Source organism: Brachybacterium sp. B718/18, assembly GCF_055454375.1.
Genome location: NZ_JBVDDO010000001.1, coordinates 757,812 through 772,962, shown reverse-complemented (window position 1 = coordinate 772,962; position 15,151 = coordinate 757,812). Strand labels below are relative to the sequence as shown.

Annotated in this window: 13 protein-coding genes; 6 read left to right on the top strand and 7 right to left on the bottom strand. The window is 73.5% G+C overall.

The annotated features are described in order from the left end of the window. Positions 1-52: 52 nt before the first annotated feature. The 3 genes from ACZCAH_RS03690 to ACZCAH_RS03680 form a co-directional block, all read right to left on the bottom strand. Positions 53-334: an Lrp/AsnC family transcriptional regulator gene (locus ACZCAH_RS03690; protein WP_329746869.1), complete on the bottom strand. Its 282-nt coding sequence runs from the start codon at positions 332-334 to the stop codon at positions 53-55. 44 nt (positions 335-378) lie between these two features. Further along, on the bottom strand, positions 379-2,040 hold the full coding sequence (locus tag ACZCAH_RS03685; RefSeq protein ID WP_464339767.1) for a DEDD exonuclease domain-containing protein: 1,662 nt from the start codon (positions 2,038-2,040) through the stop codon (positions 379-381). A gap of 88 nt (positions 2,041-2,128) precedes the next feature. Further along, complete coding sequence (locus tag ACZCAH_RS03680; protein ID WP_464339766.1) at positions 2,129-3,937, bottom strand: AMP-dependent synthetase/ligase; 1,809 nt, start codon at positions 3,935-3,937, stop codon at positions 2,129-2,131. A gap of 171 nt (positions 3,938-4,108) precedes the next feature. Between ACZCAH_RS03680 and ACZCAH_RS03675 the strand changes: the two genes are divergently transcribed. Continuing rightward, positions 4,109-5,044, top strand: coding sequence for an ROK family glucokinase (locus tag ACZCAH_RS03675; RefSeq protein ID WP_464339765.1), 936 nt, complete (start codon positions 4,109-4,111; stop codon positions 5,042-5,044). Between the two features lie 25 nt (positions 5,045-5,069). On the opposite strand, the gene ACZCAH_RS03670 is transcribed toward ACZCAH_RS03675, so the two are convergent. Continuing rightward, the gene (locus ACZCAH_RS03670; RefSeq protein WP_464339764.1) at positions 5,070-5,594 is read right to left on the bottom strand and encodes a hypothetical protein; all 525 of its coding nucleotides are present in this window, start codon (positions 5,592-5,594) and stop codon (positions 5,070-5,072) included. Further along, on the bottom strand, positions 5,591-6,364 hold the full coding sequence (locus ACZCAH_RS03665) for an alpha/beta hydrolase (protein ID WP_464339763.1): 774 nt from the start codon (positions 6,362-6,364) through the stop codon (positions 5,591-5,593). Before ACZCAH_RS03665 ends, ACZCAH_RS03670 begins: the two co-directional genes overlap by 4 nt. Before the next feature lie 70 nt (positions 6,365-6,434). On the opposite strand from ACZCAH_RS03665, the gene ACZCAH_RS03660 reads away from it, so the two are divergent. Next, entirely contained in the window at positions 6,435-7,136 is a 702-nt protein-coding gene (locus ACZCAH_RS03660; protein WP_464339762.1) for a lysophospholipid acyltransferase family protein, read from the top strand. Between the two features lie 110 nt (positions 7,137-7,246). Continuing rightward, positions 7,247-8,641: a class II 3-deoxy-7-phosphoheptulonate synthase gene (locus ACZCAH_RS03655; protein ID WP_464339761.1), complete on the top strand. Its 1,395-nt coding sequence runs from the start codon at positions 7,247-7,249 to the stop codon at positions 8,639-8,641. Positions 8,642-8,722: 81 nt separating this feature from the next. Here the strand turns inward: ACZCAH_RS03655 and pknB are convergent, their stop codons facing one another. Then, complete coding sequence (pknB, locus tag ACZCAH_RS03650) at positions 8,723-10,822, bottom strand: Stk1 family PASTA domain-containing Ser/Thr kinase (protein WP_464339760.1); 2,100 nt, start codon at positions 10,820-10,822, stop codon at positions 8,723-8,725. 159 nt (positions 10,823-10,981) lie between these two features. Here pknB and ACZCAH_RS03645 point away from each other — a divergent pair, with 159 nt between their 5' ends. Beyond that, positions 10,982-11,335 (top strand): Rv2175c family DNA-binding protein, encoded by a 354-nt coding sequence (locus ACZCAH_RS03645; RefSeq protein ID WP_464339759.1) that lies wholly within the window; start codon positions 10,982-10,984, stop codon positions 11,333-11,335. A 75-nt stretch (positions 11,336-11,410) separates the two neighbouring features. On the opposite strand, the gene ACZCAH_RS03640 is transcribed toward ACZCAH_RS03645, so the two are convergent. Continuing rightward, positions 11,411-12,544 (bottom strand): polyprenyl synthetase family protein, encoded by a 1,134-nt coding sequence (locus ACZCAH_RS03640; protein ID WP_464339758.1) that lies wholly within the window; start codon positions 12,542-12,544, stop codon positions 11,411-11,413. Positions 12,545-12,693: 149 nt separating this feature from the next. Here ACZCAH_RS03640 and ACZCAH_RS03635 point away from each other — a divergent pair, with 149 nt between their 5' ends. Beyond that, positions 12,694-13,863 carry a hypothetical protein gene (locus tag ACZCAH_RS03635; protein WP_464339757.1) on the top strand — a complete coding sequence of 390 codons (1,170 nt, stop codon included), beginning with the start codon at positions 12,694-12,696 and terminating at the stop codon, positions 13,861-13,863. 55 nt (positions 13,864-13,918) lie between these two features. After that, positions 13,919-15,109 (top strand): homoserine O-acetyltransferase MetX, encoded by a 1,191-nt coding sequence (gene metX, locus ACZCAH_RS03630; RefSeq protein WP_464339756.1) that lies wholly within the window; start codon positions 13,919-13,921, stop codon positions 15,107-15,109. Positions 15,110-15,151 lie beyond the last annotated feature (42 nt).

Here is a 15,151-nt window from a genome sequence, read left to right as displayed (position 1 = left end):
GCCCTCCCGCCTACGGGCGGCGGGCCGGCAGGTCGTCCGTCCGGGGCGGAGCTCAGCCCTCGTTGCCGAGGTCGAAGGCCGCGTCGAGATCACGGCCCGAGTAGGTCTTGAAGGCGATGTTGGTGGTGGTGTCCAGGACGCCGTCGACCTTCGAGATCCGATCGGCGATCACGTCGGCCAGCTCCTCGTGCTCGCGCACGCGCACCACCACGATCAGGTCCACGTCGCCGGTGACGGAGTACACGTGGTCCACGCCGTCGAGGTCGACGATGGTCTCGGCGACCTCGGGGATGCGGGCGGACTCGACGAGGATCGAGACGATGGCGGTGATCATGGCTGCTCCTGGCGCGGTCGTCGGACGGGTGCGTGCTCCCGAGCCTATGCCCCGTCGGCCGCCGCGGTGCGGGCGAAGCGAGCGGCGAGATGCTCGGCGTCGAAGCGGGCCCGGGCGGGGACGGCCCAGGTCCCCTCGACGAGCACCGTCCTCACGCCCTCGCCCTCGAGCCATCCGAGCAGGATCTCCGCCTCCTGGTGATAGCCCTGGCAGAGCGGCGCGGCAAGCTCGGCCTCCCCGACCCCGATCAGGGCGAGCGACCGGGCGGCGGCGAGCGGATCCGCTCGCTGTGGCACCAGGGTCGTGCCCGCGAAGCGTCCGTGCCGCATTGACAGCAGCTCCCAGCCCCGCCCGCCGATCACGCCTTCGGTGCTCGGGCGGGCGGCGATCAGCAGCGGCACGGCGGCGAGGGCGCGCAGTCGGCCGGCTCGGTGCGCGGCCTCCAGGTACAGGTGGGCGAACCGGCGCATCCGCTCCGCCTCCTCGTAGCGGCCGGCGGTGACCTGCGCCCGGAGACGGTCGGCGACATGGTCGAGGATCTCGACCGGGTCCTCCACGAGCGCGCGCCGCAGCCGCTCGCGAGCCCCTCTCCCGAGGGCCTCCGGCCGGTCGGCCCCGCGCTCGAAGGCGGCCCCGCGCCCGAGGATCGCATCGTGGAGGAGGCCGCGCAGGGGCTCGACGTCGTGACGGGAGCGGAGCGGCCCGATCTGGGCGGATCCGTCCGACTCCGCGCGGGCCAGTCGCGCCGCGCGCAGTCCTTCCCGGCCGGTGCCGAGCCGCAGCCAGTGGGCCTTCTCGGGGTGCAGTCCGTGCCGGTTCGAGGGCGGTTTCTCCGCCGCGATGATGCGCAGCTCACGCACCGCGGCCTCCGTCGACGTCGCGCACTCGAGCACCCGGATCTCCTCCGCGCGCGGCAGCATGTCCAGCACCTTGCGCCGGGTCTCGGCGGCGGTGAAGTAGGTCCGCACCCGGGTGCGGAGGTTGCGGGAGGTGCCGACGTAGAGCACCGACCCGGCCGCGTCCAGGAACTGGTAGACCCCGGGGACCGAGGGGATCGTCTCGGCGAGGTGCTTCTTCCGCAGCTGGACCGGCGTCGCCCGCCGGTGCGCCCCCGCGAGGTCCTCCAGCGTCCCGGCGCCCTGCTCGCCGAGGCGGGCGATGATCGCGTGGAGCACGTCGACGGTCGCGCGCGCGTCGGAGAGCGCCCGGTGATCGGGGGTGATGCTCGCGCCGACGTGCGCGGCGAGGGTCGAGAGACGATGGTCGCGCACCTCGTCCCGCCGGTACACGCGCCGGGCGAGGGCGAGCGTGTCCAGGACCGTCGGCCGCGGCCATCCCACCCCGAGACGGGCGGCCTGCGCGGTGAGGAAACCGATGTCGAAGCGGGCGTTGTGCGCGACGAGCGCGGCGTCGCCCACGAAGTCCAGGAACATCGGCAGCACGGCGCGGATCGACGGGGCGCCCGCCACCGTCGCGTCGGTGATCCCCGTGAGCGAGGCGATGTAGGCGGGGATCGGCCGCTCCGGATCCACGAAGCTGCGGAACTCGCCGAGGACCTCGCCGCCGCGGATCTTCACCGCACCGATCTCGGTGATCGCGTCGGCGGAGGGATCGGTCCCGGTCGTCTCGAGATCGACCACCACGAGGGTCGCCTCCGCGAGCGGGGTGCCGAGGTCCTCGAAGCTGAGCTGGCGGCGTGCGGGCATGGGGGCCAGGGTACGGCGCGGCCCCGACCCGCGAGATCCCGGACGCGGGCGTCGGGGAGGCGGATCGGGGCCGGGCCGGCGCCGCGGATCAGGAGGCGGGCTTGGAGCCTCCGTAGATGCGGGCGATGACCCCGGACATCTCCTGGACCACCACGTTGCGCTTGAGCTTGAGCGACGGGGTGAGGTAGCCGTTCTCCTCGGTGAAGTCGGTGTCGATGACCTCGAAGGCGCGGATGGACTCCGCCCGGGAGACCGAGCCGTTCGCGGAATCGACGACGGTCTGCAGCTCGGCGCGGATCCGCTCGTCCTGCGCGGCTTCGGCGATGGTCATCTCCGGAAGGCCGTTGTTCTTCAGCCAGGTGGGCAGCATCTCCGCGTCGAGGGTGAGGATCGCGGCGACGAACGGCTTCTGGTCGCCGACCACGATGCACTGGCTGATCAGAGGGTGCGCGCGCAGCTGGTCCTCTAGCTGCGCCGGGGAGATGTTCTTGCCGCCCGCGGTGACCAGCACCTCCTTGGAGCGGCCGGTGATGGTGAGCGAGCCGTCCGGGCCGAGCGAACCGAGGTCCCCGGTGTGGAACCAGCCGTCCTTGAGCGCCTCGGCGGTCGCCTCGGGGTTGTTGCGGTAGCCCTTGAACACCATGACGCCCTTGACCAGGATCTCGCCGTTCTCGGCGATCGCGACGGTCGCGCCGGGCAGCGGCGGGCCGACGGTGCCGGGCTTGACCGCCCAGGGGAGGTTCACGCCCACGGGGGCGGTGGTCTCGGTGAGGCCGTACCCCTCGAGGATGGTCACGCCGATGCCGCGGAAGAAGTGGGCGAGCCGCTCGCCGAGCGGGGCGCCTCCGGAGACGGCCCACTTCACGTCCCCGCCCATCGCCGCACGGAGCTTCCCGTAGACCAGCCGGTCGAAGAGGGCGTGCTTGGCCTTGAGCGTGAGCGGCACCCTCCCGGTCGAGACCGCCCGCGACCAGTCGATCGCGGTCTGCGCGGCCGCGGAGAAGATCTTGCCGCGTCCGCCCGCGATGGCCTTGGCCTCCGCGCCGTTGTAGACCTTCTCGAAGACGCGCGGCACCGCGAGCAGGAAGGTGGGCTTGAACTCCGCGAGATCGGGCAGGAGGTTCTTCGTGTCCGGGGTGAAGGCGGTGGTCACCGGCCAGGCTGCGGCGAGGACCGTGAGCAGGCGGGCGAAGACGTGCGCCATCGGCAGGAACATGAGCATTCGGGAGCCGGGCGGCAGCACCGACTCGCCGAGCAGGTTGACGGCGCTGCGCGTGGTGTCGACGAAGTTCGCGTGGGTGAGCTCGGCACCCTTGGGACGTCCGGTGGTGCCCGAGGTGTAGATGATCGTCGCGACGTCGGCCATCCCGCGCGAGGTGCGCCGCGCCTCGAGCTCCTCGTCGCTCACGGAGGCCCCGCGCTCGGTGAGCTCCGCGAAGATGCCGTCCTCGATCACGCCGATGTGCTCGAGGGCCGGCAGCTCGCCCCGCACGGACTCCATGTCCTCGCGGTGACGGGCCTGCTCGACGAGGGCGAAGCGGGCGCCGGAGTCGGAGGCGATCCACTGGATCTGGCTGGGGGAGGAGGTCTCGTAGATCGGGACGCTGATCCCGCCGGCCCACCACACCGCCCAGTCGGCGAGCGCCCACTCGTAGCGAGTGCGCGAGAGGATGGCGACGACGTCGCCCGTGCCGACCCCGCTCGCGATCAGACCCTTGGCCACCCCGTGCACCTCCGCGAGGAACTCGTCCACGCTCATCGGGGAGTACCCGCCGCCCGCGAGGGTGCGCTCGAAGATCGGCACGGTCGGGTCCTGGCGCCGACGCCCCAGCAGGAGATCGGTGGTGTTCTCCTCCGGACGGCTCTCGTGCTGCTGGGGAGTGCTGAACTGCTGCATCGAATCTCCTTTGATCCGGGCGGTGCGCCAGACGCCGACTTGCCGGACGCCTGCCCGGAAGCGCTGGTGGGGTCGGGTCGATCGTACGGCAGGCGGCACTACGATGGGCGCGGGCAGGCGGTGCATCGCTCTGATCCAAGGTCACGATCGGCTGGGAAGAGAAGGAGCGGCATGCTCTCCATCGGAGTGGACATCGGCGGGACGAAGATCGCGGCGGGGGTGGTCGATGAGGAGGGCACGATCGTCGCGACCACGACGCGCAGCACACCGGCCACCGATCCGGAGCTGATCGAGGCGGCCGTCGCGGAGGCCGTCGCCGAGCTGCGCACGGGCCACGACGTCGTCGGTGTCGGCGTCGGTGCGGCGGGCTTCGTGGGATCCGACCGCCGCACCATCAACTTCGCGGCCAACCTCTCCTGGCGCCATCGGCCGCTCGCCGACGAGCTCGAGCAGCTGATCGGCCTGCCGGTGATCGTCGAGAACGACGCCAACGCGGCGGGCTGGGCCGAGTACCGCTTCGGCGCCGCGCGCGGGGCGAGCCACATGCTGATGCTCACCGTCGGCACCGGCCTCGGCGGGGCGATCGTCCTGGACGGGTCGCTCGTGCGTGGCGCGGCGGGCTTCGCCGGCGAGGTCGCGCACATGATCGCGGTTCCCGACGGGCAGTGGTGCGGTTGCGGGAATCGCGGCTGTCTCGAGCAGTACACCGCCGGCACCGCGCTCGTGCGCACGGCCAAGCGCCGCGCCGCGACCGGGGACCCCGCGATGGGGCCGCTGGTGCAGGCCGCCGGCGGGGCGAAGAAGGAGATCGACGGGCCGCTCATCACCCACCTCGCCCAGCAGGGCGATCCGGGGGCGCGCGAGCTGATCGCCGAGCTCGGCCGTTGGCTCGGCTTCGGCACGGCCTCGATCTGCTCCCTGCTGGATCCCGACGTGATCGTGGTCGGCGGCGGGGTGGTCGCCGCCGGTGATCTGCTGCTGGATCCGGCGCGGGAATCCTATGCAGCGCACCTGACGGCGCGCGCGCATCGTGAGCTGACGCCCTTCGTACCGGCGGCGATGGGGAACCGGGCGGGCATCGTCGGCGCCGCGGATCTCGCGCGCTGAGCGGCACCGCGGACGGCGCCGGGGCTCAGACCTCGGCGCCGTCGTCATCCTCGTCGCGCGAGCGGGGCGCGCGCAGCAGCAGGGCGACCAGCCCGCCGATGGCGCAGAGGCCGCCCGCCCACCCGAGGATCGTCGGGACCTGGACGGTGAGCGCCGCCGCGAGCATCAGCGCGAAGCCCCCCGCGAGGGCTGTCCAGGCCCACAGCGCCCCGGTGGTCGGGGCCGGCAGGTCCGGGTCCGGCGGCTCGAAGTCGCCGTCGAGCGCCTCGTCGTCGTCGAGCTCCCGGGGCCCGGCCCCTCCACGGACTCCCGCACCGGGGTCGCCGAGCGCTGGATGGGCGGCCCTGGACCGGGCACGGTCCTCGTCCGACGGCGGCTCCGCAGGGGACTCGGGGCCGAGATCCCAGGGGTCGTCCCGCTCCGGCTCCTCGGGGGCGGCCGGCTCCTGCGGGGCGCGACCGGGTCGCAGGACCATCCCCTCGCCCTCGAGCATCCGGGCGAACTCGGCATCGACGTCCCGGGGATCCGAAGGGCTGCGCCCCGTGCTCATCGCCGTGCCTCCGGCACCGGCACGTGCCGGTCCAGGAACCGCGCCGAGGATTCGAGCAGCAGCTCCGCATCGTGATCGAGCGTCGCCAGGTGGTAGCTGCGGGGGAGGGGGAGGCGCTCGACGGGCCCGCGCACCCCCGCCGCGACCAGGTCGCTGTCCCGGGCGGGCACGGTGTGGTCCTGCGGGGAGGTCGCCAGGAGCAGCGGAACCTCGACCGCGCCCAGCTCACGACGGGTGACGGCGAACAGCTCGCGCAGCTGGGCGACGGCCCGCAGCGAAGTGCGCTCGTAGGCCTCCTCGCTCGCTCCCGGCAGGGCGACGTCCGAGCCGATCCCCGGGATCGTGGGGACGATGCGGCCGAGGACACCGGCGAACCGCGCGACGGCAGGCAGGGTCATCCCGGGGTTCACCGCGACGATCGCGGCGATCCGACCCCGGAGGTCGGGGTCCTCGGCCAGCGCCAGGGTGAGCGCACCGCCCATCGACAGCCCGCCGATCGCGATCGGGCCCGTCTCCTCGGAGAGCGCCAGAGCAGCGCTGCGGACCGTGCAGTACCACTGCTCCCAACGGGTCGAGGCGAGCTCCTGCCAGGTCGACCCATGGCCGGGCAGGAGCGGGAGCTCGACCTCCCAGCCGAGCGCGGCATGGTGCTCGGCCCAGGGCCGCAGCGACTGCGGCGAGCCGGTGAATCCGTGGCACAGGAGCAGCCCGCCGCGCGGGTTAGAGTGTCCCCGCGCGCGCCAGGGGCGGGACAGTTCGCTGAACGCCATGGGTACATCGTCGCACCCTCCGCCGGGGAACTCATCCCGAGCCCCGCAGGCCCACCGCGAGGAGTCGTCCGTGCTGTACGAGATCGCCAAGCCCGTCGTCATGGGCGTGGTGCGCGTGCTGTGGAACCCCACCATCAGCGGCGCGGAGCGGATCCCGGCCTCGGGCCCGGTGATCCTCGCGTCGAATCACCAGGCGTACTCGGACACCGTCTTCCTGCCCGGTCAGGTGCGCCGCAGCGTGCACTTCCTCGGGAAGTCGGACATCTTCTCCGGGCGCGGACCGCTGCAGCGGATCGCCGCAGCAGTGATGCGCGGACTGCGCGTCATGCCGGTGGACCGCATGGGCGGCAGCGCCTCGGCCGCGGCGATCGAGGCGGGCCTCGCGGTGCTGCGGGACGGCGGCGTGCTCGGCATCTACCCCGAGGGCACCCGCAGCCCGGACGGCCGCCTCTATCGGGGCAAGACCGGTGTCGCCCGCCTCGCGCTCGCCTCCGGGGCGCCGGTCGTGCCGGTGGCGATGCTCGGCGCCCACGAGGCGCAGCGCGGCCGGAAGTACTTCCCGCGCCGCTCCCCGCGGATCCGTGCGGTCGTGGGCGAGCCGATCGACCTCCGGGCCCTGGCCGCGTCCCTCGGTGAGGCGGGGGAGGCGGAGCGGCTCCGGGCCGTCACCGATGCGGTGATGGACCGCATCGCCGAGCTGTCGGGCCAGGAGCGCAGCGACGAGTACGCCGCCGACGTCAAGCGCCGGCTGCGGGCCTCCGGCCGAGGCTGACGCCGGGAGGTTGAGAGATGCAGAAGCGCGGCTCCAGGGATCCGGGGGCCTCGCCTCCCGCACCGCGGGACGCGGCGAGGGCACGGGGCCGCACTGAGTACCCTGTGCGCGTGACTCAGTTCAGCCCCGATGCCCCCGCCCGCGCTCACTCCTTCTCGCTGTCCTCGGCCGACGAGGGGCTGGCGGCGCTCGGGAGCTGGCGCGAGCGCCCCCGGGTGCAGCAGCCGGTGTGGCCCGACGAGGCACGTCGGGCCGAGGTCTTCGACGCCCTGCGCGCTGCACCGCCGCTGGTCTTCGCCGGCGAGGTCGACGTGCTGCGCGAGCGCATCGCCGCGGCCGCCCGCGGGGAGGCGTTCATGCTCGCCGGCGGCGACTGCGCCGAGACCTTCGCGGAGTCCGGCGCCGACCGGATCCGCAACAAGATCCGCACCATCCTGCAGATGTCGGCCGTCCTCACCTACGGCGCCTCCCTCCCGGTCGTGAAGATGGGGCGGATGGCGGGTCAGTTCGCGAAGCCCCGCTCGGCGGACGAGGAGACCCGCGACGGCATCACGCTGCCCACCTATCGCGGCGACGCGGTCAACGACTACGCCTTCACCCCCGAGTCGCGCATCCCCGATCCGCAGCGCCTGTGGCGGACCTACACCACGAGCGCCTCGACCCTGAACCTGCTGCGGGCCTTCACCGGCGGCGGCTTCGCGGACCTGCGCGAGGTGCACTCCTGGAACCGCGGCTTCACCGCGGGGAGCGGGTACGACCGCTACGAGGAGCTCGCCGGGCAGATCGACAAGGCGATCCGCTTCATGGACGCGATCGGGGCCGACTTCGACGCCTTGAAGGTGGTCGAGTTCTACGCCTCCCACGAGGCGCTGCTGCTGGACTACGAGGAGGCGCTCGCCCGCATCGACTCCCGCACCGGGGAGATCTACGGCTGCTCGGGCCACTTCCTGTGGATCGGGGAGCGGACCCGTCAGCTCGACGGGGCGCACGTCGAGTTCATGTCCCGCCTGCGGAACCCGATCGGGGTGAAGATCGGCCCCACGGCCACGGTCGACGACACGCTGCGCCTGATCGACACGCTCGATCCGGAGCGCGAGCCCGGTCGCCTCACCTTCATCACCCGCATGGGGGCGGGGACCATCCGCGATCGTCTGCCCGCCCTCGTCGAGGGTGTGCGGGCGTCCGGGGCGCAGGTCGCCTGGGTCACCGATCCGATGCACGGCAACACCATCACCTCCTCCAACGGGTACAAGACCCGCCGCTTCGAGGACATCCTCGACGAGGTGGTCGGCTTCTTCGAGGTCCACGAGGCGGCCGGGACGGTGCCGGCCGGACTCCACATGGAGCTGACCGGGGACGACGTCACCGAGGTGCTCGGGGGCGCCGGGGAGATCGACGAGGAGGGCCTGACCCGCCGCTACGAGACCCTGGTGGATCCTCGGCTGAACCACTCCCAGTCCCTCGAGCTCGCCTTCCTCGTCGCCGAGCGGCTCGCCCGGCGCTGAGCGGCACCCTGCGCGGCGCGCGCCCGCCCGGACGGATCGGGGGCGCGCCGCAGCGCCCCGAACCGCACCGCGCGGCGGTGCTCAGAAGACGGTCAGCGTGACGGTGGAGCCCTTGGCGAGATCGGTCCCCGCGGTCGCGGACTGCTCGTAGACGAGGCCGAACACGGGATCGCCGCGGTCGTACTGGACGGCGACCACGAAACCGGCCGCCTCGAGTGCAGCGCGGGCGTCGGCCTCCGGCTGCTGGAAGACGTCCGGGACGGTGACCATCTCGGGCCCGAGCGAGGTCACGAGACGGATGGTGTCCCCGCGGTATCCCGTGCCGGAGGCAGGGGACTGGGAGATCACGGCGCCGGCCGGCACCGACGAGTGGTGGGCGGAGGAGACCGAGACCTCGAAGCCGGCGTCCCGGAGGGTGGAGCGGGCGGCATCCCCGCCGCGACCGGTCTGGTCGGGGATCGTGATCGGCATCCGGCCCTGGGAGACGACGACGTGCACCTCGCCGCCGGCGGGGAGCGCCTCCGCCTCCTGGGACTGGGAGATCACCTCGCCCTCGGGCACCGTCTCGGAGTACTGCGGCTCGTCCTCCACGAGCTCGAGGCGCGCCGCCTCGACCTCGGAGCGCGCCTCCTCAAGGGAGAGCCCCGTGAGCGCCGGCACCGGGAAGGTCTCGACGCCCTTGGAGACGACGACCTCGACCGCGGTGCCCTTCTTCACGGTGGACCCGGGAGAGGGGTCGGCGGAGATCACCTGTCCGGCGGGGACGGTGTCGTCGAAGCGCTCCACGGTGCGGGTGGTGAGATCGGCGGCGCCCAGCACCGCCTCGGCGTCCGCGAGATCGCTGCCGGCCACGACGGGGATGGTGCGGTCCGCTCCCGGGCCGGAGTTGAGGTACCAGTCGCCGCCCGCCCAGCCGCTCGCGCCGAGGGACGCGATCAGGCTCAGGGCGGCCAGCGCGGCGACCGCGCGCGAGCGGCGCCGCGCTCCGAGCGGCAGATGCCTTCCGCGGCGGGCGCGGGGAGTGTGCAGCGCGACCTCCCGCGGCTTGGACGCCGCGGTGTCGGCATCCACCACGGGCGCGCCGGAGCCGGGCTCCGTGTCAAGGTCGCTGTCGACGGCGAGCGCGCCGCCTGGCACCGCCGCGGCGTGCTGCGCGGCCTCCCCGTCGGCGCCCTGGACGGTCTCGCCGAGCAGGCCGATGGGGAAGGCGCGCGGATCCCCGTCGAGTGAGGAGACGACCTCCTCGAGCGGGGTGGTCAGCTGCGGGATCTCGCCGGTCGAGACGTCCTCCGGGGTCTCCCGCGGCGCCGGACGCGCGTCCAGGACCGCGGCGGGGAGAGTGCGCTGCAGCTCACGGACGGCGCGCAGCAGATCGGTCGCGGTCGCGGGTCGCTGCTCGACGGGGCGGGCGGCGGCCCAGGTCACCAGGGAGTCGAGCTCCCGCGGCACCCGGGTGACCAGGGTGGACGGTGCGGGGATGTCCTCGTGCACGTGCTGGAACGCGACGTGGACGGGCTGCTCGCCGACGAAGGGCTGACGGCCGGTGAGCATCTCGAAGAGCACCACCCCGAGGGAGTACAGATCGCTCCGCTCGTCGCAGTGCCCCCGGGTGACCACCTCCGGGCTGATGTAGGCGACAGTGCCCAGCAGCGTGGTGGAGGCGGAGGAGTTGGACGTGCCGATCGCCCGGGCGAGGCCGAAGTCCGCGACCTTCACCACACCGTGCGGGTCGATCAGGATGTTCTCCGGCTTGATGTCGCGGTGGACGATTCCGGCCCCGTGCGCCGCGACCATCGCCTCGAGCACCTGCGCGGTGACGTCGAGCGCGGCGCCGACCGTGAGCCGCTCCTCCTCGGAGATCCGGGCGCGGAGGGTCGGACCCTCGATCAGCTCCATCGCGAGGTAGATGCGGTCCGCGTCGGCACCCTGGTCGAAGACGCCCACGACGTTGCGATGCGCGAGCCGCGCCGCGGCGCGGGCCTCGCGCCCGAAGCGACGGCGGAAGTCCTCGTCCATCGCGAGATGCGGGTGCATGATCTTGAGCGCGACCACCCGGTCCAGGCGCAGGTCATGGCCGCGGTGGACGGTCGCCATTCCGCCGCGCGCGATCGGCTCCTCGACCCGGTAGCGGTCGTCGAGGAGCTGGCTGATGCCGGGGGAAGTCGACGTCGCCGAGCTCACCTGCTCACTGTAGGTCCCCGGGCCGCACAGGATGGGGATCGACACACGGCGCGCCCTGGTGTGAGGTGCGGCGCGCCGAACGGGGGAGCGACGCGGGGCCGTGCGGTTTCCGGGGCCGGCGAGGTGCGCACGCGGGCTTCGTCGTGGCACTCTTGCCGGGTGAACGAGCTCGAGGAACTGATCACCGACTGGCTGACCCTCCCGGATGTCGCGGAGCGACTGGACGTGGAGGTGTCCCGGGTGCGTCGCCTGGTCGACGAGGGCCACCTGATCGCGATACGGCGCGGCGAGCCCGTGGTGCGGATGATCCCGGCGCTGCTGCTGGTCGAGGACGAGATCACGCCGCATCTCGCGGGGACCATCACCGTGCTGCGCGACGGTGGCTACGACGACGTGGAGCTGCTCACCTGGCTGTTCTCGGAGGACGACACCCTCCCGGGGCGGCCCATCGATCATCTGCGCCTGGGCCAGCGCGGCGAGGTGCGCCGTCGGGCCCAGGCGCTCGCCTTCTGAGCTCCGCGCCCCGACCGCGCACCGTGGCGCGGGGGCCCGTCGGGCTCACCAGGCTCGTCGGCCTCGGCAGCCTCGTCAGGCGGTGAGGGTCTCGACGTCGGTCGCGTGATCCGCGATGCGCTGCAGCCCGGCGACACCGAGTGCTCCGAGCCCCGGCGTCCGCTCGAGGATCCGCCGCCCGCGGAGCGCGCCGTCGCGCACGTCCTGGGTGACGGCGGCGACCGCACCGGTGCTCACCATCAGCTCGTGCACCTGCTCGATCTGCGCGGCGCTCGCCCCCGAGCGTCCCACCACGCCGTCCAGCAGGGTGCGGCCGGCGTCGTCGGCCGCCTGCTCGGTGCGGGCCAGCAGCACGGTCCGCTTGCCCTCGACGATGTCGCCGCCGATCGGCTTGCCGGTCGCGTCCTGCGCCCCGACCACGCTCAGCAGGTCATCGCGCAGCTGGAAGGCGGTGCCGATCTCGACGGCCCAGTCGGACAGAGCCGACAGCACGGCATCAGGGGCGCCCATCAGCGCGGCACCGGTGCGCACCGGCCGCAGCACCGTGTAGGGGACCGTCTTCCAGCGGATCACCGCGAGGGCGGCGTCGACGGCGTCCGGGGCGCTCGCGAAACCACCCGCCTGATGGAGGATGTCGAGGTACTGGCCGGTCATCACCTCGGTCCGCAGCGCGTCGAACTCGGCGCGGCCCGCGGAGAGGGCGGCCGGCTCCCCGCGGAGGGTGGCGGCGAGCTGCTCGGACCAGCTCAGCGCGAGGTCGCCGAGGATGATCGCGGTGGCGACGCCGAACTCCTCGTCGGAGCCGTCGAGCTCCAGCTCTCGGTGGCGTGCGGCGGCCGCGACGTGCGCGGCGGGCCGGCCCCGGCGCAGGGGGGAGTGGTCGATGACGTCGTCATGCAGCAGAGCGGCGGCCTGCACCAGCTCGATAGCCGCGCCGGCGCGCGCGAGGGAGGCCAGCTCCTGGGGATCGGGCTCCCGGTCCAGGGCGGCCACCCCGCCCCAGAACACGAAGCGGGGGCGCAGCAGCTTCCCACCCTCGAGGTACGTCTCGAGATGGTCGATGAGCTGCACCGCCTCGGGGGCGATGGGCTCGAGCAGCGCGCGCCTCGCTGCCAGCTCCGCGTCGAGGACCGCCCCGACGGCGTCGACGAGACCGGCGTCGAGAGCGGCGAGCTGCGCTGCGGACAGATCCTCGGGGGACACGGGCATGACACTCCTCCAGTCGACGGTCGGACGATCCTCCCACGCGGGCCAGAGAGCCCGGGACCCGAGTCGTGATCGTTCCTCCCCACGCCGTGGCCATCCACATCGGGGCGGCGCGGCTTCCGCCGAGAGGATCGCCGCGAGAGCGTCGGGACATGAGCACACACCTCCCCGCCGCCGGCGCCGGCCGCCCCCTCCGCCCCGCCCCCGATCCCGCCGAGCTGCTCGCCACCGCGCGCCTGGCCCTGCACCGCACCCCGTGGGACGACCTGATCCTCGTCGGCAGGGGGACCACCACCTCCGCGCCGATGGTGACCTCATCCCCTCTCTCGGAGCTGCTCGCGCCACGGGGAGCCGACCAGATCCGCCATCATCTCGAGGCGCTGAGCGGGCACGGGGTGCGCAGGGCCCTGATCCTGGTGGTGCTCGGGGACGGACAGCGGGGAGAGCCGCACGCCGAGGAGGTGTCGGCGATCGCCGCACGGGTCGGAGCCCTCCTGCCCGCTCCCGCCGCGGCCGACGGGGGAGGGCTCGCCGTGGAGGGCGCCTGGGTGCTCGCCGGCGGCCGCTCCGCACGGCTGCCCACCGGACCGGTCACGGAGACCGGGGAGCTCCCTGCCCTCGAGCCGACCCAGCCGCTGCGGGACTTCACCGAGACCCGCACGGCCGCCCGAGCTGTCCTCGACGGCCATGATCTGAACTCCGAGGAGGGGAGCCCTTCGGATCTCGCCGCCCTCACGACCCTGGGCGCCTCCCTCGTCGTCCCCACCGGAGACCTCGCCTCGGCCGAGGACCCGGGCCTTCTGCTCGAGGAGGCAGCGAGCGCCCTCGAGCGCCTACGCAGCGGGCGCTCGGGGCCGCAGGACTGCGCCCGTGTGACGGACTGTGAACGCATCTCGCGGGTGCTCTCCGCGCTCGCCGTGGACCGGCTCCACTGGGAGCTCATGGCCCAGCTCGTCGAGCGCGGCCAGTCCCGCCGCATCGATCGCGAGCGCCTCCTGCAGGTGCTCGTCAGCGATCCCGAGTGGAGGCCGGACCCGAGTGTCTGCGCAGGTGGAAGGGACTTCCGAGTGCTCAGCGCGCTGCGCGTCGTCGCAGCGAGCGCCTGGGACGCCGCCCCGCCCGGAGCCCGCGGCGGACCGCGCGACGCCTGGCGCGGTCTGACCGCGCTGCTGGTCCTGCTGTCCTGGTGGAACCACCGCTACGCGAGCGCCGGCGCGCTCGTCGACGAGCTGCTCCGGCGTGAACCCGACTCGACTCTGGCACCCTTGCTGGGACGCATGACCGACACCCCGATCCCCCCGGCGTGGTGGCCAGCCCCCTGACCGGGCGCCTCCGCCGACCCTCGCCGTGTCGGGGACGAAGGAGGAACAGCTGCCGATGATCGTTCTGGGAGCACAGGAGCGCAGCGACTCCGCCCGGCAGAAGGGAGCGGCCCCGACCGATGCCCCTCCGGGGCGCAGCAGCGGAGCCTGGCATCCGTCCCTCGGGGACGGTGAGCGGCGCTTCGCCGCGCTCGGAGCGCTGCCGCTGGAGAGCGGGGAGCACCTCCCCGAGGTCACCCTCGCGTACGAGACCTGGGGGACCCTCGCCGAGGACGGCTCCAACGCCGTCCTCGTGCTCCACGCTCTCACCGGCGACTCCCATGTGCGCGGACCGGCGGGCCCGGCCCATCCCGGCCCCGGCTGGTGGGAGGAGATGGTCGGCCCCGGCCGCCCCCTCGACACCGACCGCTGGTTCGTCATCGCCCCGAACGTGCTCGGCGGTTGCCAGGGCAGCACCGGCCCCAGCAGCCCGGCGGCCGACGGCCGCCCCTGGGGCTCCCGTTTCCCCTCCCTGACCGTCCGTGACCAGGTCGAGGCCGAGCGCCGGCTGCGCGACCAGCTCGGCATCTCCCGCTGGGCTCTCGTCATCGGGGGCTCGATGGGCGGGATGCGCGCGGTGGAATGGGCGGTCTCCCATCCCGAGGACGTCGAGCGCCTGGCGGTCATCGCGAGCTCGGCCCGCGCGACCGCCGATCAGATCGCCTGGAACATCGCGCAGATCGGTGCGATCGAGCTCGACCCCGGATTCCGCGGCGGCGACTACTACGACGCACCCGAGGGAGAGGGGCCCGAGCGCGGACTCGGCATCGCCCGCCGTATCGCCCACACCACCTATCGCACCGCGCGCGAGCTCGAGGAACGCTTCGGGAACCGTCCGCAGGGCACGGAGGACCCCCTGGTGGCGGGTGGCCGGCACCAGGTCACCAGCTATCTCGACCACCACGCGGTGAAGCTGTCCCGCCGCTTCGACGCCAACTCCTATCTGGTGCTGGCTCGGTCCATGAACACCCATGACGTGGGTCGGGCCCGTGGTGGGGTCGCGGCCGCCCTGGGGCGCGTGCGCGCTCGCACCCTCGTCGTCGCGATCGACACCGACCGGCTCTTCCCGCCGGACCTGGTGCTGGAGATCGCCGAGCACGTGCCCGGAGCGGTCGGCCACGTGGCACGCTCCCCGATCGGGCACGACGCCTTCCTGCTGGCCCACCCGGATCTCGACGAGTGGATCGCCTCCCTGCTGGAGGACTAAGGTGATCCGGGCGGGCGCACCGATGTCGACGCCCCGCCGTGA

Bases quoted from the DNA above. Each gene is read 5' to 3' on its own strand.
- ACZCAH_RS03690 (WP_329746869.1), bottom strand. From the start codon at position 334: ATGATCACCGCCATCGTCTCGATCCTCGTCGAGTCCGCCCGCATCCCC.
- ACZCAH_RS03685 (WP_464339767.1), bottom strand. From the start codon at position 2,040: ATGCCCGCACGCCGCCAGCTCAGCTTCGAGGACCTCGGCACCCCGCTC.
- ACZCAH_RS03680 (WP_464339766.1), bottom strand. From the start codon at position 3,937: ATGCAGCAGTTCAGCACTCCCCAGCAGCACGAGAGCCGTCCGGAGGAG.
- ACZCAH_RS03675 (WP_464339765.1), top strand. From the start codon at position 4,109: ATGCTCTCCATCGGAGTGGACATCGGCGGGACGAAGATCGCGGCGGGG.
- ACZCAH_RS03670 (WP_464339764.1), bottom strand. From the start codon at position 5,594: ATGAGCACGGGGCGCAGCCCTTCGGATCCCCGGGACGTCGATGCCGAG.
- ACZCAH_RS03665 (WP_464339763.1), bottom strand. From the start codon at position 6,364: ATGGCGTTCAGCGAACTGTCCCGCCCCTGGCGCGCGCGGGGACACTCT.
- ACZCAH_RS03640 (WP_464339758.1), bottom strand. From the start codon at position 12,544: ATGCCCGTGTCCCCCGAGGATCTGTCCGCAGCGCAGCTCGCCGCTCTC.
- ACZCAH_RS03635 (WP_464339757.1), top strand. From the start codon at position 12,694: ATGAGCACACACCTCCCCGCCGCCGGCGCCGGCCGCCCCCTCCGCCCC.
- metX (WP_464339756.1), top strand. From the start codon at position 13,919: ATGATCGTTCTGGGAGCACAGGAGCGCAGCGACTCCGCCCGGCAGAAG.